The 21,476-nt window shown below is 65.6% G+C and carries 24 protein-coding genes; 7 read left to right on the top strand and 17 right to left on the bottom strand.

Annotated features, from left to right (window positions below):
• Nucleotides 1-88 precede the first annotated feature (88 nt).
• A complete protein-coding gene (locus HBE64_RS22920) occupies nt 89-571 on the top strand; it encodes a flavin reductase family protein (protein ID WP_167107631.1) in 483 nt (160 codons plus the stop codon).
• 25 nt (nt 572-596) lie between these two features.
• Here HBE64_RS22920 and HBE64_RS22915 read toward each other — a convergent pair whose 3' ends face one another.
• The 5 genes from HBE64_RS22915 to HBE64_RS22895 all read right to left on the bottom strand — a co-directional run bounded on the left by HBE64_RS22915 (nt 597) and on the right by HBE64_RS22895 (nt 4,738).
• On the bottom strand, nt 597-752 hold the full coding sequence (locus HBE64_RS22915) for a hypothetical protein (protein ID WP_167107628.1): 156 nt from the start codon (nt 750-752) through the stop codon (nt 597-599).
• Between the two features lie 82 nt (nt 753-834).
• The gene (locus HBE64_RS22910) at nt 835-1,584 is read right to left on the bottom strand and encodes a succinate dehydrogenase/fumarate reductase iron-sulfur subunit (RefSeq protein ID WP_167107624.1); all 750 of its coding nucleotides are present in this window, start codon (nt 1,582-1,584) and stop codon (nt 835-837) included.
• The gene (locus tag HBE64_RS22905) at nt 1,581-3,500 is read right to left on the bottom strand and encodes a fumarate reductase/succinate dehydrogenase flavoprotein subunit (protein WP_167107621.1); all 1,920 of its coding nucleotides are present in this window, start codon (nt 3,498-3,500) and stop codon (nt 1,581-1,583) included. Before HBE64_RS22905 ends, HBE64_RS22910 begins: the two co-directional genes overlap by 4 nt.
• 36 nt (nt 3,501-3,536) lie before the next feature.
• Nucleotides 3,537-4,373, bottom strand: coding sequence for a hypothetical protein (locus HBE64_RS22900; RefSeq protein ID WP_167107618.1), 837 nt, complete (start codon nt 4,371-4,373; stop codon nt 3,537-3,539).
• Nucleotides 4,374-4,441: 68 nt separating this feature from the next.
• Nucleotides 4,442-4,738: a hypothetical protein gene (locus HBE64_RS22895; protein ID WP_167107615.1), complete on the bottom strand. Its 297-nt coding sequence runs from the start codon at nt 4,736-4,738 to the stop codon at nt 4,442-4,444.
• A 156-nt stretch (nt 4,739-4,894) separates the two neighbouring features.
• On the opposite strand from HBE64_RS22895, the gene HBE64_RS22890 reads away from it, so the two are divergent.
• On the top strand, nt 4,895-5,656 hold the full coding sequence (locus HBE64_RS22890) for an isocitrate lyase/phosphoenolpyruvate mutase family protein (protein ID WP_167107612.1): 762 nt from the start codon (nt 4,895-4,897) through the stop codon (nt 5,654-5,656).
• Here HBE64_RS22890 and HBE64_RS22885 read toward each other — a convergent pair whose 3' ends face one another.
• From HBE64_RS22885 to HBE64_RS22845, 9 genes are all read right to left on the bottom strand, one after another.
• Nucleotides 5,657-8,563, bottom strand: a complete 2,907-nt coding sequence (locus HBE64_RS22885; RefSeq protein ID WP_167107609.1) for an RND family transporter — start codon at nt 8,561-8,563, stop codon at nt 5,657-5,659. It lies immediately after the preceding gene.
• Nucleotides 8,560-9,000 carry an MmpS family transport accessory protein gene (locus HBE64_RS22880; RefSeq protein WP_167107606.1) on the bottom strand — a complete coding sequence of 147 codons (441 nt, stop codon included), beginning with the start codon at nt 8,998-9,000 and terminating at the stop codon, nt 8,560-8,562. The genes HBE64_RS22885 and HBE64_RS22880 overlap by 4 nt, the downstream gene beginning before the upstream one ends.
• Before the next feature lie 45 nt (nt 9,001-9,045).
• On the bottom strand, nt 9,046-9,540 hold the full coding sequence (locus HBE64_RS22875; protein WP_243841427.1) for a MarR family winged helix-turn-helix transcriptional regulator: 495 nt from the start codon (nt 9,538-9,540) through the stop codon (nt 9,046-9,048).
• 256 nt (nt 9,541-9,796) lie between these two features.
• Complete coding sequence (locus tag HBE64_RS22870) at nt 9,797-10,348, bottom strand: GNAT family N-acetyltransferase (RefSeq protein ID WP_167107603.1); 552 nt, start codon at nt 10,346-10,348, stop codon at nt 9,797-9,799.
• Nucleotides 10,349-10,358: 10 nt separating this feature from the next.
• On the bottom strand, nt 10,359-11,252 hold the full coding sequence (locus HBE64_RS22865; RefSeq protein WP_167107600.1) for a 5-oxoprolinase/urea amidolyase family protein: 894 nt from the start codon (nt 11,250-11,252) through the stop codon (nt 10,359-10,361).
• Between the two features lie 9 nt (nt 11,253-11,261).
• Nucleotides 11,262-11,909, bottom strand: a complete 648-nt coding sequence (locus tag HBE64_RS22860; RefSeq protein ID WP_167107597.1) for an allophanate hydrolase subunit 1 — start codon at nt 11,907-11,909, stop codon at nt 11,262-11,264.
• 110 nt (nt 11,910-12,019) lie between these two features.
• Complete coding sequence (locus HBE64_RS22855) at nt 12,020-12,721, bottom strand: queuosine precursor transporter (protein WP_208300533.1); 702 nt, start codon at nt 12,719-12,721, stop codon at nt 12,020-12,022.
• Between the two features lie 24 nt (nt 12,722-12,745).
• A complete protein-coding gene (locus HBE64_RS22850; RefSeq protein ID WP_208300532.1) occupies nt 12,746-13,729 on the bottom strand; it encodes an ABC transporter substrate-binding protein in 984 nt (327 codons plus the stop codon).
• 61 nt (nt 13,730-13,790) lie between these two features.
• Complete coding sequence (locus HBE64_RS22845) at nt 13,791-14,390, bottom strand: LysE/ArgO family amino acid transporter (protein ID WP_167107594.1); 600 nt, start codon at nt 14,388-14,390, stop codon at nt 13,791-13,793.
• Nucleotides 14,391-14,461: 71 nt separating this feature from the next.
• Here HBE64_RS22845 and HBE64_RS22840 point away from each other — a divergent pair, with 71 nt between their 5' ends.
• Genes HBE64_RS22840 through HBE64_RS22830 form a run of 3 tightly spaced genes read left to right on the top strand, consistent with a single transcriptional unit; the run spans nt 14,462 to nt 16,795 of the window.
• Nucleotides 14,462-15,361, top strand: coding sequence for a LysR family transcriptional regulator ArgP (locus HBE64_RS22840; protein ID WP_167107591.1), 900 nt, complete (start codon nt 14,462-14,464; stop codon nt 15,359-15,361).
• A 9-nt stretch (nt 15,362-15,370) separates the two neighbouring features.
• Nucleotides 15,371-15,973, top strand: coding sequence for a TetR/AcrR family transcriptional regulator (locus HBE64_RS22835; RefSeq protein ID WP_167107588.1), 603 nt, complete (start codon nt 15,371-15,373; stop codon nt 15,971-15,973).
• 15 nt (nt 15,974-15,988) lie between these two features.
• The gene (locus tag HBE64_RS22830) at nt 15,989-16,795 is read left to right on the top strand and encodes an SDR family oxidoreductase (RefSeq protein ID WP_167107585.1); all 807 of its coding nucleotides are present in this window, start codon (nt 15,989-15,991) and stop codon (nt 16,793-16,795) included.
• 3 nt (nt 16,796-16,798) lie between these two features.
• Here the strand turns inward: HBE64_RS22830 and HBE64_RS22825 are convergent, their stop codons facing one another.
• Nucleotides 16,799-17,407 (bottom strand): TetR/AcrR family transcriptional regulator, encoded by a 609-nt coding sequence (locus tag HBE64_RS22825; RefSeq protein WP_167107582.1) that lies wholly within the window; start codon nt 17,405-17,407, stop codon nt 16,799-16,801.
• Nucleotides 17,408-17,502: 95 nt separating this feature from the next.
• Between HBE64_RS22825 and HBE64_RS22820 the strand changes: the two genes are divergently transcribed.
• The gene (locus HBE64_RS22820; protein WP_167107579.1) at nt 17,503-18,753 is read left to right on the top strand and encodes a cytochrome P450; all 1,251 of its coding nucleotides are present in this window, start codon (nt 17,503-17,505) and stop codon (nt 18,751-18,753) included.
• Here HBE64_RS22820 and HBE64_RS22815 read toward each other — a convergent pair.
• A complete protein-coding gene (locus tag HBE64_RS22815) occupies nt 18,719-19,174 on the bottom strand; it encodes an MOSC domain-containing protein (RefSeq protein ID WP_167107577.1) in 456 nt (151 codons plus the stop codon). The genes HBE64_RS22820 and HBE64_RS22815 overlap by 35 nt on opposite strands.
• 43 nt (nt 19,175-19,217) lie before the next feature.
• Here HBE64_RS22815 and HBE64_RS22810 point away from each other — a divergent pair, with 43 nt between their 5' ends.
• Complete coding sequence (locus HBE64_RS22810; RefSeq protein ID WP_167107574.1) at nt 19,218-20,684, top strand: peptide MFS transporter; 1,467 nt, start codon at nt 19,218-19,220, stop codon at nt 20,682-20,684.
• A 31-nt stretch (nt 20,685-20,715) separates the two neighbouring features.
• Here the strand turns inward: HBE64_RS22810 and HBE64_RS22805 are convergent, their stop codons facing one another.
• On the bottom strand, nt 20,716-21,474 hold the full coding sequence (locus HBE64_RS22805; RefSeq protein WP_167107571.1) for a DeoR/GlpR family DNA-binding transcription regulator: 759 nt from the start codon (nt 21,472-21,474) through the stop codon (nt 20,716-20,718).
• Nucleotides 21,475-21,476 lie beyond the last annotated feature (2 nt).

Raw genomic sequence — 21,476 nt, 5'->3', positions numbered from 1 at the left:
CTGGCAGGGCTAAGGACCATCTGTGAAAAAGATCGCGTAGGGACGACGCCGGGCAATGACGGGCCTGACGTGCCATGATTGGGAGCAAATGGGCAATACCGAATTGAGTTCGAGTTCGCTGCGTGAGGCGTTCGGCCACTTCCCGACCGGTGTCATCGCGATCGCCGCCGAAGTGGGCGGAACCAGGGTGGGACTGGCCGCCTCCACCTTCGTCCCGGTGTCACTGGATCCGCCGCTGGTGTCGTTCTGTGTGCAGAACACCTCGGAGACCTGGCCCAAACTTCAGGACCTGCCGACGCTGGGCATCAGCGTGCTCGGCGAGGCGCACGACCAGGCAGCCCGCACGCTCGCCGCCAAGACCGGCGACCGCTTCGCCGGGCTGCAGACCGAGTCACGCAACGGCGCGGTGTTCATCCACGGCACCAGCGTGTGGCTGGAGAGCGCCATCGAGCAGCTGGTGCCGGCCGGCGACCACACCATCGTCATTCTCCGCGTCACCGACATCACCGTGCACGACGACGTTGCGCCGATCGTGTTCCATCGCAGCGCATTCCGCAGGCTGGGCAGCTAGCCCAGTCTGACCGGCGCCGTGGCCGTCAGGGCCGCTCGGCGAGTTCGTCGCGATAGCCCGCGATGCGCCTGTCGAGTTCGTCGGCGTCCTCGGACCGGCCCTCTTTTCGGGCCAGCTCGGCGCGCGCCGACAACTCGCGGATCGCGGTGCGAATCTCGTTGATGCTGTGGGAGGTTCCCATGTTTGGGAGGCTACCCACATGCCAACGAGCGTGAACCCTCTACCGAATACTGGCAGTGGATTCACGCTCGTGGAAAAGGCGTCTACTTCCGTTTGAACAACTTATTGCCGAGCCACACCACCGGGTCGTACTTGCGGTCGACCACGCGCTCCTTCATCGGGATCAGCGCATTGTCGGTGATCTTGATGTGCTCGGGGCACACCTCGGTGCAGCACTTGGTGATGTTGCAGTAGCCCAGACCGAAGTCCTCCTGGGCCATGTCCTTGCGGTCCAGCGTGTCCAGCGGGTGCATGTCAAGCTCGGCGACGCGCATCAGGAAGCGCGGGCCGGCGAACTCCTGCTTGTTCTCCTCGTGGTCACGCACCACGTGGCAGACGTTCTGGCACAGGAAGCACTCGATGCACTTGCGGAACTCCTGCGAGCGCTCGACGTCAATCTGGGCCATCCGGTACTCACCGGGCTGCAGATCCTTCGGCGGCGCGAATGCTGGGATCTCGCGGGCCTTTTCGTAGTTGAACGAGACGTCGGTGACCAGGTCGCGAATCACCGGGAAGGTACGCAACGGGGTGATGGTGATGGTGTCGGTCTCGGCGAACGTCGACATCCGGGTCATGCACATCAGCCGCGGTCGGCCGTTTATCTCCGCAGAACACGAACCGCACTTGCCTGCCTTGCAGTTCCACCGCACCGCGAGGTCCGGGGTCTGCTCGGCCTGCAGGCGATGGATGATGTCGAGGACGACCTCACCCTCGTTGACGTCGACCGAGTAGTCCTGAAGGCCACCGCCCTCGTCGTCGCCGCGCCACACCCTCAGCTTCGCCAGATAGCTCACTGCGTCCTCCGTCCCGGATGCTGCGCCAATTCCTCTTCGGTGAAGTACTTGCCGAGTTCTTCGACCTCGAAGACCTCAAGCAGATCCTCGCGCATCGGCGGCTGAACTTCTTTGGTGACCGTCACATCGGGCACCACAGCGTCGCCTGCGGTCCGGCAGACCAGCAGCGTGCGCCGCCACTCGGGATCCATCTGCGGGTAGTCGTCGCGGGTGTGACCGCCACGGCTCTCGGTGCGTGCCAGTGCGGCCTTGGCCACGCACTCGCTGACCAGCAGCATGTTGCGCATGTCGATGGCCAGGTGCCAGCCCGGGTTGAACTCGCGGCCGCCGCTGGACTCGATGTTGTGGTAACGGACCTTGAATTCCTCGATCTTGGCCAAGGCCTCGTTGATCTCGGGTTCGGTGCGGATGATGCCGACGAGGTCGTTCATCGTCTGCTGCAGCTCAGCGTGCAGGGTGTAGGGGTTCTCCGGCTTGGCTTCGCCTTGCGGGCCCTTGAACGGCTCGAGCGCCAGTTCGGCGGCGGCCGTCACGGACTCCTCCGACACCGCCGGCCGGCTGGACAGCGCCCGCACGTAGTCGGCGGCGCCGAGCCCGGCGCGACGGCCGAACACCAGCAGATCCGACAGCGAGTTACCGCCCAGACGATTGGAACCGTGCATACCGCCGGAACACTCGCCCGCGGCGAACAGGCCGGGGGTGGCCGCGGCGCCGGTATCCGGGTCGACCTCGATTCCGCCCATGACGTAATGGCAGGTCGGTCCGACCTCCATCTCGTCCTTGGTGATGTCGACCTCGGCCAGCTCCAGGAACTGGTGGTACATCGACGGCAGACGCTTCTTGATCTCCTCCGGCGTCATGCGGGTGGCGATGTCGAGGTACACGCCGCCGTGCGGGGTGCCGCGGCCGGCCTTCACCTCGGTGTTGATGGCGCGGGCCACCTCGTCGCGGGGGAGAAGGTCAGGCGTGCGGCGCGCGGAGTCGTTGTCCTTGAGCCACTGGTCGGCTTCTTCCTCTGTCTCGGCGTACTGGCCCTTGAAGACCGAGGGGATGTAGTCGAACATGAAGCGCTTTCCTTCGGAGTTCTTCAGAACTCCGCCGTCACCGCGCACACCCTCGGTGACCAGGATGCCCTTCACCGACAGCGGCCAGACCATCCCGGTCGGGTGGAACTGGATGAACTCCATGTTGATCAGCGCCGAACCGGCCCGCAGCGCGAGCGCGTGGCCGTCACCGGTGTACTCCCAGGAGTTCGAGGACACCTTGAACGACTTGCCGATACCGCCGGTGGCCAGCACGACCGCGGGCGCCTCGAACAGGATGAACTTGCCGGTCTCGCGCCAGTAGCCGAACGCGCCGGCGATTTTATCGCCGTCCTTGATCAGCTCGGTGATCGCGCACTCGTGGAAGATCTTGATCCGGGCTTCGTAGTCGCCGAGCTCGGCCTTGTCCTCCTGCTGCAGCGACACGATCTTCTGCTGCAGGGTGCGGATGATCTCCAAGCCGGTGCGGTCACCCACGTGGGCCAGCCGCGGGTAGGTGTGGCCACCGAAGTTGCGCTGGCTGATCCGGCCGTCTTTGGTGCGGTCGAACAGGGCGCCGTAGGTTTCCAGCTCCCACACCCGGTCGGGGGCTTCCTGGGCGTGCAGCTCGGCCATCCGCCAGTTGTTGAGGAACTTGCCGCCACGCATGGTGTCACCGAAGTGCACCTGCCAGCTGTCCTTGGTGTTGACGTTGCGCATGGCCGCCGCGCAGCCGCCCTCGGCCATCACGGTGTGGGCCTTACCGAACAGCGACTTGCTCACCACGGCGACCTTGAGGCCCCGTTCGCGAGCCTCGATGACTGCGCGCAGACCCGAGCCGCCGGCACCGATCACGACAACGTCGTAGGAATGCCGTTCGACTTCAACCGTCATGTGTCCTCACTCAAACTATGTGTATAAAACTGCTTGTCAGCCAATGAATCTCAGGTCAGAGATAGTGCCACTGGCCACGAGCATGACGTAGAAGTCGGTGAACATCAGGCTGCCCAGGGTGATCCAGGCGAACAGCTTGTGGCGGGTGTTGATCTTGCTGATCTGGGTCCAGGCCCAGTAGCGAACCGGGTGCTTGGAGAAGTGCTTGAGCCGGCCGCCTGCGATGTGGCGGCAGGAGTGGCAGGACAGGGTGTAGATCCACAGCAGCACGACGTTGGCCACCAGGATGACGTTGCCCAGCCCGAATCCGAAACCGCTGGCGGTCTTGTCGGAGTGGAAGGCGACGATGGCGTCGTAGGTGTTGATGATCGAGATGATGCCGGCGATATAGAAGAAGTACCGGTGGGTGTTCTGGATGATCAGCGGAAGCCGGGTCTCCCCAGTGTATTTCGCGTGCGGCTCGGCCACGGCGCAGGCGGTCGGAGCCTGCCACACCGAGCGGTAGTAGGCGCCGCGGTAGTAGTAGCAGGTCAGCCGGAACAGCAGCAGGAACGGCAGCGACAGCAACGCATAGGGCAGTAGCGACAGCACACCGGTGTCGGGCAGGATCTGCGGCCAGAAGTCACTGGCCTCCCCACACGCCTTGCTCAGACACGGTGAGTAGAACGGCGTCAGGTAGTGGTACTGCGGCACGAAGAAGTGGTCGCGCTGGAACGCCCGCACCGTCGCGTAGATGATGAACGCGGCGAAGCCGAGGTCGGTGACGATCGGTGACTTCAGCCAGTTGTCGGTCCGCAGCGTGCGCTGCGAAATCTGGGCGCGACCCGGTGAGAAGACGCCGGTCGCAGGGCGGTTACCCGCAGGTGCGCTCATCTACTGTGATCCCCTTCGCATGAACTGTTCGGAGGGTACCTAGATCACGGCACCCGGTAAAAAGCGGGTCAGTGACGGTTGTGCCCGCCGACACCCTCGTCATCGACGTCGCGCCAAAAGGCGCTGTCGTATGGAGTGTCCGGGATCGGGATCTTCTCGCCGGACACCACAATGGTTTGCTGGCTCAGTTCGAGCTCATTGGCATCTATATCGAGAAGCTCGACGTCATTGAGGATTCGCTCGGCGTCGTTGACTATTCGGCGCATTGCCGGGGAGTCGCCGTACTTCGACTTGAGAGACGTCACGCACCGCCGCAATCCGCCGATGAGATGGTGCAGTTCGGTCAATTCGGTGGTGGTGGACAACGGACCTCCTCGAGGCTGAAGGTGTTACGGATCACAGTACGACACCCGATGTTAGCCACGTCCTGAAGGAAACGTGAGACAAGTCACGTCCGGTAAGAGTCTCGACAGCGCCGTGTTGCACCACCCAACCCACAGATGAACAGAAGGAGTGCTGCCATGACCGACCACACCATCCTTGCCGACCGCGCCGAGGTGTTGTTGGCGCTACATCAGCCCGGTAATCCCGTGGTTCTGCCGACGGTCTGGGATGCCTGGTCGGCCAAGCTCGCCGTCGACGCCGGATTCCGCGCGCTGACCGTTGGCAGCCACCCGGTCGCGGACTCCATCGGCAAGCCCGACAACGAAGGTATGACGTTCGACGACCTGTTGGCGCGCGTCGCCCAGGTCACCGCGGCGGTCGACGTCCCGATCTCGGTCGACATCGAATCGGGTTACGGGCTGGCGGCCGCGCGCTTGATCGACGGCCTGCTCGGCGTAGGGGCGGTCGGCCTCAACATCGAGGACACCGTGCATTCCGAGGGCGGCCGACTGCGGTCCGCGGCGGAGCATGCCGAGTTGGTGGGTGCATTGCGCGCTGCCGCCGACGCGGCCGGGGTCCACGTGGTGGTCAATGCCCGCACCGATCTGTTCCTGCGCCAGGACGGCGATGCCTCCGATCGGGTGGAGCGTGCCATCGCCCGGCTCGCCGAAGCCGCCGCCGCGGGTGCCGACGTCCTCTATCCGGTCGGCCGGCATGACGACGACACGCTGCGCCGGCTGGCCACCGAACTGCCACTGCCGATCAACGCGATCGCGCTGCCGGAGTCCGACGACCCGGCCACGTTCGGGCCGCTCGGTGTGGGACGCATCAGCTTCGGACCGTTCTGGCAGGCCGCACTGGCGGTGCGGGCGCGCGAGATCCTCGGCCGCTGGCAGTAGTTACGCCCCGGCGTGCACTTCCGCGGTGTCCGCGTCGCTGGCCGGCGATGTGGGCGGCGTTGTCTGCGGCGCCCGGAAGTGGTTGTTGCCGCGTGGGTAGACCACCTGGGGCCACCAGAACCAGCGGCCGAGCAGGGTCGCGATCGAGGGCATCAGCAGTGACCTGACGATGAAGGTGTCGATCAGCAGGCCGATGGCGATCGTCGACCCCATCTGGGCCAGCACGGTCAGCTGGCTGAACATCATCCCCGCCATCGTCGCGGCGAACACCAGCCCGGCCGACGTCACCACGCCGCCGGTGCCGGCCATCGAGCGGATGATGCCGGTCTTGAGCCCGGCATGGATCTCGTCTTTGAACCGTGAGACCAGCAGCAGGTTGTAGTCGCTGCCAACCGCCAGCAGGATGATGACCGACATCAGCATGACCAGCCATTGCACCTGGATGCCGAGGAGGTTCTGCCAGATCAGCACCGAGATACCGAAGGACGCGGCGATCGAGCTGCCCGCGGTGCCGACGATCACGGATGCGGCGACCACGCTGCGCGTCAGGATCAGCATGATCATGAAGATCAGCGTCAACGACGACACCACCGCGATCAGCAGGTCATACCGCGCGCCGTCGGACATGTCCTTGTAGGTCGCCGCGACTCCGCCGAGATAGACCTTGGCGTTCGACAGCGACGACATCTTGAGCGCCTCCTGGGCGGCCTTGCGCTCGGCGTCGACTCTGGCGATGCCGTCCACGGTCGCGGGATCGCCTTCGTGGGTGATGAACATTCGGGTGGACTTGCCGTCCGGCGACATGAACATCTTCAAACCGCGCTGAAAGTCCGGATTCTGGAAGGCTTCCGGCGGCAGGAAGAACAGGTCGTCGTTCTTCGCCTGGTCGAAGCTCGAGCCCATGGCCAGCGCGGTGTCATTACTGGCCTGCATCTGGTCGAGCAGTGCCTTCTGATTGTTGTACGACGCCAGCGCGAGGTCCCGGCTGACCTTCATCGACGCAATCGTCTGGGGCAGTAGGGCGGTCAGCTGCGGCGCGAGGCTGGCCAGCTGGTCGGTATTGCCCTGCACCGCTTGAGTTTTGTCGGTCACCTCGTCGATGCCGTCCAGGGAATCGAACAGGGATTTCGTCGCCGAACAGAGCGGGATGTCGAAGCAGTGCGGTTCCCAGTAGAAATAGTTGCGCAGCGGCCTGAACTGGTCGTCGAAGTTGGCGATGTTGTCCCGAAGCGCCTTGGTGGTCTCCAGCAGGTCTGCCGACTTGGCCGCCGAGTCCTGGGTGAGCTGAGTCTGCTTGAGCGACAACTGGTACTGCTTCTCCAGGATGTCGAGAGAGGTGTTCATCGCGTCGACGGTCTTGAGCTGGTTGGCCAGTTGATCCTGCTGGAACGGCAGGTTCATGTTGGTGGTCTGGCCGGCGACACTGGTCTGGAACGGGATCGAGCTGTGCTGGATCGGAATGCCCAGCGGCCGGGTGATGCTCTGCACCATCGCGATGCCGTCGGTATGCATGACGTTGCTGGCGATCTTGTTGAGCACCAGCATGTCCGCGGGATTACGCATGTCGTGATCGGCCTGGATCATCATGATGTCGGGGTTCATCCGGGCCTGGGTGAAATGCCGGTCGGCCGCGGCGAATCCGATGTTGACCGGCGCGTCCGTGGGCATGTAGTAGCGGTCGTTGTAGGCCGGCTTGTAACCCGGGATCGCAACCAGGCCGAGCAGCACCACCAGTAGGCTGGCGACGAAGATCGGTGCGGGCCAGCGCACCACCGCGGTGCCGACCCGGCGCCAGAACCGGCTCTGCGGCGGCCTTTTCGACTCATAGAGCCCCACCCGGCTGCCCAGGTAGAGCACGGCGGGGCCGAGCGTGACGGAGATCGCCACGACCACGAGCATGCCGATCGCCACCGGAGCTCCCATGGTGGTGAAGTACGGCAGCCGGGCGAAGCTCAGACAGTAGGTCGCTCCCGCGATGGTCAAGCCGGATCCGACGATGACGGGTGCGACGGATTTGAACGTGGCGTAATAGGAGTCGTCGCGGTCCAGGCCCATCCCGCGGTCTTCGCGGTATCGGCCGAAGATGAAGATGCCGTAGTCGGTGGCCGCCGCGATGGCGAGCATCGTCAGGATGTTCCCGGCGAAGGTCGTCAGCCCGAAGGCGTTGTTGTAGGCGAGCACAGAGACCACACCGCGTGCAGTCAGCAGCGCGAGGAATGTCAGGAACAACTGGATCAGCGTGGTCCGGATTGAGCGGTAGACCACCAGGAGCATGACCGCGATCGCGATCAGCGTGATCAAGGTGATCTCGGCGAGACTGGCGTTGCCGATGACGTGGGTGTCGTGGGTCAATGCGGCCGGGCCCGCCACATAGGCCTGCACCCCGGGGGGCGCCTTCGTGCCCGCGATGACGTCGCGCACGGCTTGGACGCCCTCGTTGGCCAGGGTCTGACCCTGCTCGCCGGCGAGGTTCAGCATCACGTAGGCCGCCTTGCCGTCGGCGCTCTGGGCACCCGCCGCCGTCAGGGTGTCGCCCCAGAAATCCTGGATGTGCTGGATGTGTCCGGGATCCTCGCGCAGCTTGCGAATGATCTCGTCGTAGTAGGCATGCGCCTCGGGGCCCAGCGGCTGCTGGCCCTCGATCACGACCATGATCGTGGCGTTGGAGTTGAACTCCTGGAAGTCGGCACCCATCTTCTTCATCGCGATCATCGATGGGGCGTCGTAGGGAGCCATCGGCGCCGCGTGCATCTCACCGACGACTTCCAGCGCGGGTGCGAGCATGTTGACGGCGACGGCGGCGGCGATCCAGAAGAGGATGATCGGCACCGCGAGGATGCGGATCAGGTGCGGCAGCGCCGGGCGCTTCTGGTTCGCGCCGGGTTCGGTGGCGATGGTGTGGGTCATGCGGACTTCACCAGGCAGTAGGTCTGGGCATTGACACCATCGGCTGATTTCTCCTCGCGGACAACACCATTGACTGTCACTCTGCATCCGATCTGATCACCGTCGGTCTGTGCCATCAGGCTGGCGCTGACGGCGGGAAGGGTGGTCGACAGGGTGACCGACCACGGTAGTGGAACGCTGACCGTGTGCACGTTGGCCTCCGGATCGAAGTAGCTGATCTGGGCGGTGGTTCCCGGCGTGCCGTAGACGTCGTAAACCAGCACCTTGGGGTTGAACTGGACGATCTCGATCCCCGCACCCGCGCTGGCGTTGAGATTCTGGGATGCGAACATCTTGTGCAGTCGGGACACGACAAGCCCCGAGACCGCCAGCACCACGATCAACACCAGCGGAATCCACAACTTCTTCAGGCCGCGGACCACCGGAACCGCCTTCATCTCAACACCTTTCGATACCTTCTGCTAGAGAGTCGGCCGTCGGACCTACTCGGTCTCCATCGTGGGTCCCGCGCAGTCGTTCGCCGCGCTGTCGGCGCTGGCGGCGAGCTTGTGGATGATGGGCAGTACCACCTGGGCCGAATGCCACAGCGTGCACTGCTCCTCGGGGGTCAGGGTGGCAAGCAACGTGGTCAACCGCTGCCGGCGCTGGCGACGTCGCTGGTCGAGCAATGTCCTTCCGGCGTCGGTGATGTCGATCAGGGCGGCCCGGCCGTCGCCGGGGTCGGGCAGCCTGGTCACCAGTCCGGCGCGTTCGAGTCGCTGGATGAGTTGGGTCATCGAGGGCTGGCTGATTCCTTCACGGGCGGCCAGGGTGGTCAGCCTGATCGGGCCCTCGCGGTCGGTCCGGTTCAAGGTGTACGCCGCAGTGGTGCTCAATTCGGCGCGGTCGGCGAGGAATCGGGCGGTGAGATCGATGGCGTGATCCAGAAGCTCACCGACGCATTCGCTGACATCGCTGTCGGTTAGCTGGATACCCACCAGGAATCTATATCACGGGCGTTATATAGCTGCAATAGCGGCCCCGCCTGCGGTTTCACAGCGACTTGCCAGCAACACGGCGCTGCTGCGGAAGCCCCTGATCCGTCTCTCGAACGCGTCGAACCGGCAGTTTGCGGCGGCAATCGTACGAAACATGCTGTTGTGCAATCACTGTCAGGACCCAAACTCAGGGTCTATCGCGATCCAGCCGGAATTCGTCAGCCGACGATATATATACCGCACTATGGAGCTGGCGTCACCACACGTCGCCGTCGCGCCAATCGCAGGCGAGTTCGGCATTCGGGTCCATGTTCAGCTCGACCGGCAGGACGAAGATCGACCCGTCGTCGTCGGGCGTGCGGATCGGTCCGGTCGGCGTCAGCACCGACGTGGCCCCCTGCCACTGCAGCCAGCCCCGTGGCCGGTAGATCTTCTCCCCGGCGGGACTCGCGCTGAGCGCACCGACCTGATAGGCCCCGCGGATCACTTGTTCGATGGCGTCCATGACGGCGTGGCCCAGCCCCTGCCCGCGCCAGTCCTCGCGGACGGCCACTGCCTCGACATAACCACACCGCAGCGCGGTGCCCTGATAGAGCAGGCGTCGCTGGACCACCGCCGCGTGGGCGATCAGAGCCCCGCGATGCACGATGACGGCGTGCATGCCGCCGAGCGCATGCTCCCAGTCGGAATCGGTGAACTCGGCGAATCCGCCGAATGCCTCGGTCAGCAAGTGGTGGGCCTGCTGCCGAATGTCGTTGTCCAGGTCGCTGGTGTGAATCAGCCGGGCGGTGTGAACCTGCGCGTGCACACCGACAGCTCTACCAGTCCGCGGGCATCCCCGCTGAGATACGCGGCCGGGTCCAGTGCAGGCGCACCTTCTGGCCGGGCCGGATCTGGGCCATCGTGTCGGTGTCGGCGTCGGTGACCACCCCGATCACGGGGTAGCCACCGGTCACCGGGTGGTCGGGGCCCAGGATCACCGGTTGGCCGTTGGGCGGCACCTGGATGGCCCCGCGGGTGGCTCCCTCGCTGGGCAGCTGCCGGTCGGGCCAGCGTGGGGTCAGCGGCGGGCCGATCAGCCGGGTGCCCACCCGGTCGCTGCGGTCGCTGACGGTCCAGTCGGTGTGCACCAGGGCGTCGGCGTCGGTGAACCAGTCGTCGCGAGGGCCGGGGACCACCCGCAGTTCGATCAGGTCATCGGCGATGGCGGCCACGGGCGCCTGGTCGAGCTCGGGATAGTCATCGGTGTGCGGCCCGACGGGCAGGATGTCACCGACCTGCAGCGGCCGGGGCCCGATCGCCGACAACATGTCGTAGCTGCGTGAGCCCAGTACCGGGTCGACGGTGATCCCGCCACGCACCGCGAGGTAGGACCGTACGCCGGCGTGCGGCGCGCTCAGCGAGATCACCTCACCGTCGCGGACGTGATGAATGCTGTTGGTGCCGAACGGGACTCCGCTCACCGCGGGATCGGTGTCGGCACCTGTCACCGCGATGTCGAGGTCGCCGCCGCGGACGCGGGCCGAGAATCCGCCCAGCATCACCTCGACGGTGGCCCAGTCGTCGGGGTTGGCGACCAGCCGGTTGGCCAGTTTGTGTGCCCGCCGGTCGGCGGCTCCGGATCGGGTGACTCCCATGTGTGCGAGCCCGGGGCGGCCGAGGTCTTCGACGAGGGCCAGCGGACCGGTGCGCAGAATCTCCAGGGTGATCACATCGCCTCCTCACACCGCCCGGAACTGCACCCGCATGCCGGGCAGCAGCAGTGCCGGCTGGGGCCGGTTGATGTCCCACAGCACCGCTTCGGTACGGCCGATCAGCTGCCACCCGCCGGGCGACTGGCGGGGATAGACGCCGCTGAATTCTCCTGCCAGACCGACTGATCCGGCGGGGACTTTCGTGCGTGGCTCGCTGCGCCGCGGCACGTTCAGCCGTGCGTCACCGTCGATCAGATAGGCGAAACCTGGTGCGAATCCCCCGAATCCGACCCGCCAGGGTGTCGCGGTGTGCGCCTCGATGACACCGGCGATGTCCAGGCCGGTGTGACGGGCGACGTCGACAAGGTCGGCGCCGTCGTAGACGACGTCGATCACTACGTCGATGTGGCCGTCCCGCCCAGCGGACTCGCCGGACTCGTCGATGGCGAGCCTGCTCAGGTGCTGCCGCGCGGTGCTCTGGTGGCGCGGCCCGGCGAGCTTGACCAGCACGGTGCGGGCACCGGGCACGATGTCGAGCACACCGGTGATCTGCGCGCGGTTCAGTGCTGCGGTCAACGTCAGCACCTCGTCGGTGGACTGGCATTCCAGCAGCAGTGCGTGATCGCCGTAGTCACGGATCGTGTTGGACACCATCAGATCTGTCGTCACACTCATTCGCCGACGGTAGATCCGTCTTCGGTTGGGGTTCGCGGGTTTTGGAGCACTGCCAGAGCTGCCTTACCAAAGACTCAGAGCTGCCAGATTGCCCATATTTATCGCGGCCGTCACACCATGGCGGTGTAGGTGGGTTCGTGTCGCTTGATGTAGGCGATGACGCGATAGGTGACCGGCAGCATGACCACCTCGACGGCGGTCTTGTAGATCCAGCCCAGCGCGGTGTAGGTGGCGAAATCGCCGAAGCTGGTGATGCCGATGGCTCCGGCGGCGATGCTGCAGAACACCAGGGTGTCGCCGAGTTGGCCGGCGAAGGTCGAGCCCACCAGCCGCGCCCAGAGGTGTTTCTCCTTGGTGCGTTCCTTGATCTTGACAACGGTCCAGGCGTTGATGGTCTGCCCGACGATGAATCCGGCCAGTCCGGCGACGATCAATTGGGTGTAGGCGTGCACGACGTTCTCGAAATGTTCTTGATTGGTGTAGAAGTCGGCGGCAGGCAGGTAGATCGTGACCCAGAAGGCCAGAGCGGCCAGGCCGTTCATCGCGAAGCCCAGGATGATGGCGCGCCGGGCGGCCTTGAAGCCGTAGACCTCGGAGAGCACGTCGCCGATCACGTAGGTCAGCGGGAACACGATGAATCCGCCGTCGGTGATGATCGGCCCGAACGCCACACCTTTGGTCGCGGTCACGTTGGAGATGATCACCAGGGCGGTGAAGACGGCGACGAGGACCGGATAGTAGCGAGAGCCGACCTGTGCGAAACCCGGGATGGGTGCGTCCTGTCGTGCGGCGTCGGTCTGGCTGCTTGTCACGGGTGTTATCCAAGCATGCTTCGCTCAGCCGAGCGCGCGCGAGAGCAGCGGCGGCAACTGGTCGGCCACCACGGGATAGGACAGCGGCGAGGCGAAGGCGATCGCCCCGGCCAGGTCTTTGCCGGTGAACACGTTGCGGTTCTTCCTGGTTGCGCCCAGTGCGGCGACGCCGGGATCGGCCAGCAGTGCGGCCTGGTCGGCGTCACTTTCGGTGGACCAGATGAGTACGTCGGCGCCGTCGAGGGCCTCGCCCAGTTTGTCGCGCGGGATTGCGGCGCGGTGGTCGTCGACGGCGAACGCGCCGAGGCCGTCGGGAATCTGGAAGCCCATTTCGGTCAGGAATTCGGTGCGCCACCCGGGCAGGGTCGCGGTGAGGGTGCCGCCGTAGAAGCTGCCGGCCAGCAGCAGTGCCTTCTTGTCTTTGAAGCCGGGATTGCTCTTGGCCACGTCGGCGAACCTGGTGTCGACGCCCGCGATCACCTGCTTCATCTTGTCGGGTTGGAACACTGCGGTGCCGACGGCGGTGGCCTGGTCTTTCCAGGGTTCGAAGAAGGCGTCGCCGCCGGATTGGGCGATGGTGGGTGCGATGGCGGTGAGCTTCTGGTAGGTGTCCGCATCGAGTCCGGCGTTGATGGCGACGATGAGGTCGGGTTTGAGTTTGGCGATCGCATCAACCTGAATCCCGTTGTCCAGGTTGAGTACAACGGGTTGTGCGCCGCCGAGTTTGGGCGCGGCCCAGGGCCATACGCCGAAGGGCTGATCCCCGAACCAGTTGGTGACGGCGATCGGGACGACGCCGACGGCCAGCAGGTCGTCGGCCTCGGTGAACCCGGCGCTGACCACCCGTTTGGGCGGCGCCGTCAAGGTGGTCTCGCCGAAGATGTGTTTGACGGTGACCGATTTGGGAGTGGAGCCCCCGGAGCCGTTCGTCGAACATGCCGTGGCGAACAGCAATCCGGCCGCTCCGGCGACTCCCAGGAATCCACGCCTGCTCAAGTGCGTGCCCACGGCGCGACATTAGCTCAAATGCAGGGTCGGACCGGACTCAAGTGGGTCGATGGTGACTCGATCAGGTGACGACCAGGGAGATACCCAGTCCGATCATGGTCGCCGCGATCACGCCGTCGAGGATCCGCCAGGTGACCGGGGTGGCGAACAGTCCGGCCAACCGGCGTGCTCCGAACCCCAGGGTGGTGAACCACACCAGGCTCGCGCTGGCCGCACCGACGCCGAACAGCCATCGGCCCTGCGCGTGCTCGTTAGCGATCGTGCCCAGCAGCACGACGGTGTCGAGATATACGTGCGGGTTGAGGAAGGTCAGGGCGAGGCAGGTCAGGAGCACCGAGATCAGCCGGGCCGGCCCGTCGGGGGTTGCAGTCATCGTCGACGGGCGCAGGGCACGACGGACGGCCAGTGCCCCGTAGCCGAACAGGAACGCCGCGCCGCCGAACTTGGCGATCGTGACGGTTTGCGGATGGGCGGTGATGAGGGCACCGACGCCGGCGATGCCGGCTGTGATGAGCAGCAGGTCGGAGATGGCACAGACGCTGACCACTGCCAGAACGTGTTCCCCCCGAATGCCCTGTCGCAGCACGAACGCATTCTGTGCGCCGATGGCCGCGATCAGAGTCATGGCGGTCACGAAACCGATGAGCAGGGGTGAGGTCACGTCCTCGACGCTAGGGACGCCCACTGGTGAAGTCCACCTAAAGATTCTTCATCAGAGTTAGAATTACTAATGTGGCGATCGACGGCGACCAACTGGTGGCTTTCGCCGCGGTGGTCGAACTGGGCAGCTTCGACGCGGCCGCCAACCGGCTGCACGTCACCCCGTCGGCGGTGAGTCAGCGGATCAAAGCTCTGGAGCAGCGCGTCGGCCAGGTTCTGGTGGTGCGCCGGAAGCCCTGTGCGGCAACCGAGGCCGGCGTGCCGCTGCTCCGCCTGGCCGCCCAGATGGCGTTGCTCGAGTCCGAGGCCCTGCGGGAGACGGGCGCCGACGGTCAGGTGGCCCGGGTGTCGATCGCCGTGAACGCCGACTCGATGTCGACCTGGTTCACCGCGGTGTTCCAGGCACTGCCGGAGGTGCTCCTGGACGTCCGGATCGAGGACCAGGACCTCTCGGCGCGCCTGCTGCGGGAGGGAACGGTGATGGGTGCGGTCACCACCGAGCGGACTCCGGTGGCCGGCTGTCGCGTGCGGCCGCTGGGAGTGATGCGGTACGTGCCGGTGGCCAGCCCCGGCTACGTCGAGGGTTACCTACCCGGCGGATTCACCGCCCGGGCCGTGGCCGGCGCCCCGTCGATGGCGTGGAATCGTGACGATGCCCTACAGGACATGTTGATTCGCAAGGCTTTCCGTCGGGATATCGACCGGCCGACGCACTACGTTCCGACTGCGGAGGGATTCGGCGCCGCGGTTCGCGCGGGCCTCGGGTGGGGGATGTTTCCGGAGATGCTGGCCGCACCCGACCTTGCGGCGGGCTCATTCGTCCGGATCAGCGACGAGCACCTCGACATCCCGCTGTTCTGGCAGTGCTGGAAGCTGGACAGCCACTTGGTGCGGGTGATCACCGATGCGGTCGTCGCGGCCGCCGATCGGTCCGCCCAGCCTGTTCTTGCCAAGCGGCCGCCCACTGCTTAATCTGAACAGGTGTCCGGAAAAACGTCCGCCGAGGTTGTCGACCCGCCGGTCCGTCGACGCAAGAACCTGCGGTCTGAACAAAGTATCCGCAAGGTGCTCGATGCGACGGTCCAGGAGCTGACCGAAGTCCCCTACAGCGATCTGACGGTGCGCTCGGTGGCGGCTCGGGCCGGTGTCTCACCGACGACCGCCTACACCTACTTTCCGTCCAAGGAGGCGTTGGTCGCCGAGGTGTACCTGCGGTTGCTGCTCGACGCCCCGACGTTCACCGACGTCAACGACAGCGCCGCGACCCGGGTCAAGGCGCAGCTGCGCAGCCTGCTGCTGCTGATGGCCGACCGGCCCTATCTGGCCGACGCCTGCACCATCGCGATCATCGCCGACGACCCCGCGGTCGCGGCGGTCCGAATGAAGATCGCCGGTGAAGTCGGTCGGCGGATCAACGCCTCACTGGGGCCAGGCCATCCGCCCGTGATCGCCGCGACGCTGCACATGGTCTTCTCCGGAGCATTGCTGCATGCCCGCTCGACACCGGGTGGTTACGGCGCGATGACCGGAGCGTTGGACGAGGCGGTGGATCTCGTGTTGACCCAGTCCGGCGAAAAACTCTGAGGCAGTGGGACTCTCATGACATCTGGACATCCGCTCGACCGCTTCGCCGGATCATGGGCGTTGGTCACCGGTAGCGCCCGCAGCGAGGGGCTGGGTTACGCGCTTGCCCGTCAACTGTCCCAGCGCAGGATCAATGTGGTTCTGGTCGACGTCCTAGACGAGGATCTTCTGGCCAGGGCCGCCGAACTGCGTCAGGCATACGGCATCGAGGTGCGGCCGATCGCCGCGGACCTCGCCGAACTCGCATCCTACCCGCGAATCCTGAACGCGCTCAGCGATATCGACGTCGATGTGCTGATCTGCAACCACATGTTCACCCCCAAGGACACTCCGAAGATCCTCGACATGGATCTCGATGTGCACAACGCGATGATCGACATCAACGCCCGGGCCTACGTGAATCTCATTCACCCGCTTGCGAACCTGATGGTCACTCGGGGAACGGGTGCGGTGGTCATCGTGTCCTCGGCCGCCGGGCTGACGCCTACGCCGTACACCGGGGCCTACGCCGGTAACAAGGCCTTCCAGATCGCCTTCGGCGAGGCGCTCTGGTTCGAGTTACGCAACACCGGGGTAGAGGTCCTCGTGGTATCGGCGGGCCTGATGAACACCCAGGGCGACGCGCTGTCGAAGTACCCGAAGTGGCAGATCGCCGATCGCGATGACTGTGCAGCAGAGATACTTTCGGCCATCGGGCGCAAGCATATGGTGACCCCGGGCCGGGCCAACCACGTGTTCACGCTCATCAACACCCGCCTGATGAGCCGGCGCCGTGCGGTGGAAACCGTCGGCAGGTTCATGGTCAAGGGGCTCGGGAAGTAGCTCTCAGATGTTGGTCGCCGCACCGAGCGAGACGGCGGTGATCGTGGCGACCAAGGTGTCCTCGTCGGTGTCGATGTCGCCCTGCAGCCAGCCGGTGATGAGCTCGGTGGTGGCGGTGACCAATGCCCGTGTCGCCAGCACCCGGTCCACCGAGGGCTTCGGCTTGCCCGTCATCGGCAAGCCCTGCGCCGCCATCAGATCGGTGATCTCTCGGACCGCGCGCTGTTGGCGTGCCCGCAGCCGGGGAAATCCGGGTGACTCCATGTAGAGGCGTGCATCTGAGGGACTGGAGGCCAGCAGTCGCAGTGTGAGGCGAACCGAGCGGTTCACCCGCTCGTCCATCGGGGCCGTGCGCACCACCTCGGCCGCGCCGGCGTGGATCCTGGTGTACAGATCGTCGGCGTAGGCGTCGAGCAGATCGTCCTTGGTCGCGAATTCCTTGTAGAAGTAGCGCTTGCTCAGGGCGGCCCGCTGGCAGACCAGGTCGACGGTCAGCGGGGCGACGCCGACCTCGGCGACCAGCGTGCGTGCGGCGTCGAGCAGCCGTTTGCGGCGCTCCTGCGAGCGCTGCTGCGCGGTGAGCCCGCCGTAGGTGCGGCCGTCGACTGCCATGGGTCCATCCTTGACCATTTGTGGTCCCGGTCATAATCTGGAACGAGTTCGTTCTAGATTACATCCGATCACCGCCCGGCGAGGAGCAACAACAGATGACCACACGGATCATGGACCCGGCCGGGCGCGTGCTGGCCGACCCGACGTCCTACACCGACGAGAAGCAGCTGCACGAGGCGCTGACTCATCTGCGTGCCCAGGCCCCGGTGTCCTGGGTGGACGTCGACGGCTTCGACCCGTTCTGGGGGATCACCAAGCACGCCGACATCATGGACATCGAACGCCAAAATGACCTGTTCACTAACGACCCGCGGGCGGTGTTGCTGCCTGCGGCGCTGGATGCGCAGATGCGGGCGGACCGTGCGGCGGGCGCCGGGCTGGCCACGCTGATCCACATCGACGATCCGCATCACCGCGATCTGCGCAAGATCGGCGCCGACTGGTTCAAGCCGTCGGCGCTGCGGGTGTTGAAGGCGCGCTGCGACGAGCTGGCCAAGCGGTACGTCGACCTCATGGTCGAGAAGGGGCCGGAACTCGACTTCGCCCAGGAGATCGCGGTCAACTACCCGCTGTACGTCATCCTGACGCTGCTCGGCCTTCCCGAGTCGGACTTCCCTCGCATGCTCAAGCTCACCCAGGAACTGTTCGGCAGCGAGGACTCGGAGTTTCAGCGCGACATCGACCAGGAGGCACTGCTGGCCACCCTGATGGACTTCTTCGCCTACTTCGCCGCACTTACTGCCTCGCGCCGTGAAACTCCGACCGAGGACCTCGCCTCGGCGGTCGCCAACGCGACGATCAACGGCGCGCCGCTGTCGGACATGGACACGCTGTCCTACTACGTGATCGTGGCCAGCGCCGGGCATGACACCACCAGCGCGGGCATCGCCGCCGGGCTCCTCGAGCTCCTGCGCAACCCCGGCGAATTGGCGCGGCTCAAAGCCGATCCCAGCCTGATGGGCACCGCGGTCGAGGAGATGATCCGTTGCGCGACGCCGGTGCGTGAGTTCATGCGGACCGCACAGGCCGACACCGAGATTCGTGGCGTGCCGATCGCCAAGGGGGAATCGGTTCTGCTGTCCTATGTTTCGGCCAACCGGGACGAGGACGTATTCGTCGACCCGATGCGATTCGATGTGGGCCGCGACCCGAACAAGCATCTGTCGTTCGGCTATGGCGTGCACTTCTGCCTGGGCGCCTCGCTGGCCCGTATGGAGATGAACAGCTTCTTCTCCGAACTTATCCCGCGGATCGAGTCCATCGAGCTGGCCGGGGAAGCTCAAATCGCCGCCAGCACTTTTGTCGGCGGCGTCAAGCACCTTCCGATTCGGTACTCGCTGCGCTGATCTCGACGGCATCTCCGACGCGGATCGTCCCGGAGGTCAGCACCCGGCACGCCGAGCCGGCCCGGCGTCGTAACGCCGCCGCCGCCCCCGGGCCGACGCTGTCGTCGAGTAGCCGGCACGGTGCCGCCACCCGGACCACCTCCAGTTCGGTGTCGCCGATCCGCAGCCGGGTACCGGGCCGGGTGGGGATCTCGCCGGTATCCACGGTGATGTTGCGCCGGGTGGCACCAGGGTCGAACGCGTAACCGAGATCGGCCGCCGCCTGGTCGAGGAACTCCTGGGACTGGATGGTGACCTGCCGGTTCCGTGTGCCGTGGTAGCGGTCGCCGACCAGACCCTTGCCGGCCTCGGCGGCCACCGCGTCGACGGACTTGACCGGAAGCCGAGTGCCGGGGGCGAGATGGATGGCGAGGACTTTCACGACCGGAGTTTATCGGCGGTGTCGGCGTGGCATGGTTGTCCGCATGGCTGAACTCGCAGAGCGGGCCGGAAACCCCGCGCCTCGCACCCTCTTCGGGCATCCCATCGGTCTGGCGAACCTGTTCGGTGTCGAACTGTGGGAGCGCTTCTCGTTCTACGGGATGCTCACCATCCTCGGTTACTACCTGTACTACTCGGTGACCGAGGGCGGCCTGGGGCTGCCGAAAGCGACCGCCACTGGCATCGTCGGCGCCTACGGCGGCCTGGTCTACCTCTCGACGGTGCTGGGCGGCTGGATCGCCGACCGCGTCCTCGGCATGGAACGCACCGTCTTCTACGGCGGGGTGGTCGTCATGTGCGGTCACATCGCCCTGGCGATCTTGCCCGGGCTGACCGGGGTCGCCGTGGGCCTGGTGCTGATCGCCCTGGGATCGGGGGCGTTGAAGGCCAACGCGTCCTCGCTGCTGGGCACGCTGTACGACGAAGGCGATCCGCGCCGCGACGGCGGGTTCACCCTGTTCTATCTGGGGATTAATCTGGGCGCCTTCATCGGTCCGCTGATCACCGGCCTGCTGCAGACGAATCTCGGCTTCCACTACGGGTTCGGTGCTGCCGCGATCGGGATGGCGCTCGGGCTAGCCCAGTATGTCGCGTTCCGGCGAAACCTGGGCGAGCACGGCAGGACCGTGCCACATCCGTTGTCGCGCAAAGATTTCGTGCGCACCGCCGCCGCGGTCGGGGTGGTGCTCGCGGTGGTCGTCGTCGCGTTCGCCGTCGGTGTGATCACCTTGGCCAACCTGTCCCAGGTCACCACCGGCATCATCGTTGTGGCGTCGATCGCCTACTTCGCGTTGATGCTGAACAGCCCGCGGGTCGATGCACTCGAGCGCACCCGGGTACGGGCGTTCATCCCGCTGTTCATCGCCAACGCGGTGTTCTGGTCGCTGTTCCAGCAGATCTTCACCGTCCTGGCGGTGTACTCCGACGAGCGGATGAACTGGTCGATCTTCGGCTGGACGGCGCCGTCGAACTGGATCGGCTCGATCGAGCCGGTCTGGATCATCCTGCTGTCCCCGCTGTTCGCGCTGATGTGGACCAAGCTGGGCCGGCGCGCACCGACCACACCGCGCAAGTTCGCCTACGGCGTCATCGGGATGGGCGCGGCGTTCCTGCTGTTCCTGCCGATGGCCGCCACGAGCGGGCGCAGTGTGCCTGCACTGCTCGTCGTCGCCATCATGGCGGTGTTCGCCGTCTCGGAGCTGATGCTGTCTCCCATCGGGCTGTCGGTGACAACTCAGTTGGCGCCCAATGCCTTCCGGGCCCAGATGATGGCGCTGTACTTCTTCTCGGTCGGCCTGGGAACGTCGATGTCAGGTGTTCTCGCGAAGTACTACGACGCCGAGCACGAGGTGGCCTACTTCGGCATCCTGGGGCTGGTCGCGATCCTCGTCGGTGTGGTGGTGTGGGTGGTGGCTCCTCGCATCAGCCGCCTGATGGAGGGCGTTCACTGAAGGCCGAGCAGCCGGGCCCCGCACGCGGACCCTAGGCCCGCGTGACCGACGGTCCCGACGCCTCGTACCGGCCCGCCTCGGCCGCTGACAGCTCGGTTCCGGTCACGATCGATTCGAAATCCGACACCTCGGCGAACCGGCAGAAGCTGTTCGCGCCAAACTTCGAATGGGCCGCGACGAGGATGCTGCGGCGGGCCACCTTGACCGCCGTGTGCTTCACCGCCGCCACCGCGGGATCGGGTGTCGTCAGGCCATGCTCGATCGAAATACCGTTCGTGCCAAGGTATGAGACATCGAGCACCAGGCTGCCCAGCATGTCGGTGGCCCAGTGGTCGACGGTGGCCAGGGTTCGCCCGCGTAGCCGGCCGCCCAGAAGCAGCACCGTGACCGTTTGGCTGTGCGCCAGCACCTCGGCCACCAACAGCGACGAGGTGACGATGGTCAGGTCCCGCTCGGCGAATCGTTCGGCGATCAGCCGTGGCGTGAAACCCTCGTCCAGATAGACCGTTTCGGCCCCGTGCAGCAACTCGGCCGCGGCGGCGGCGATGCGGTGTTTCTCGGCCAGGTCGGCCTGGCTGCGGTACTCAACGGTCGACTCGAAGGCCACCGTCTCCAACGGAATCGCCCCACCGTGCACCCGCTTGATCAGTCGCCGGCCGGCCAGCACCTTCAGGTCGCGCCGGATCGTCTCCGTGGCGACGTCGAGTTCTTCGGCGAGCGAGGCCACCTCGACGCGACCCCGGGTGCGGGCGAATTCGACGATGCGGCTTTGGCGGGTTTCGGAGTCCACCT

Source organism: Mycobacterium sp. DL592, assembly GCF_011694515.1.
Lineage (GTDB): Bacteria > Actinomycetota > Actinomycetes > Mycobacteriales > Mycobacteriaceae > Mycobacterium.
The sequence above is the reverse complement of the archived record's forward strand: the minus strand, read 5'-3'. Positions and strand labels throughout refer to the sequence as shown.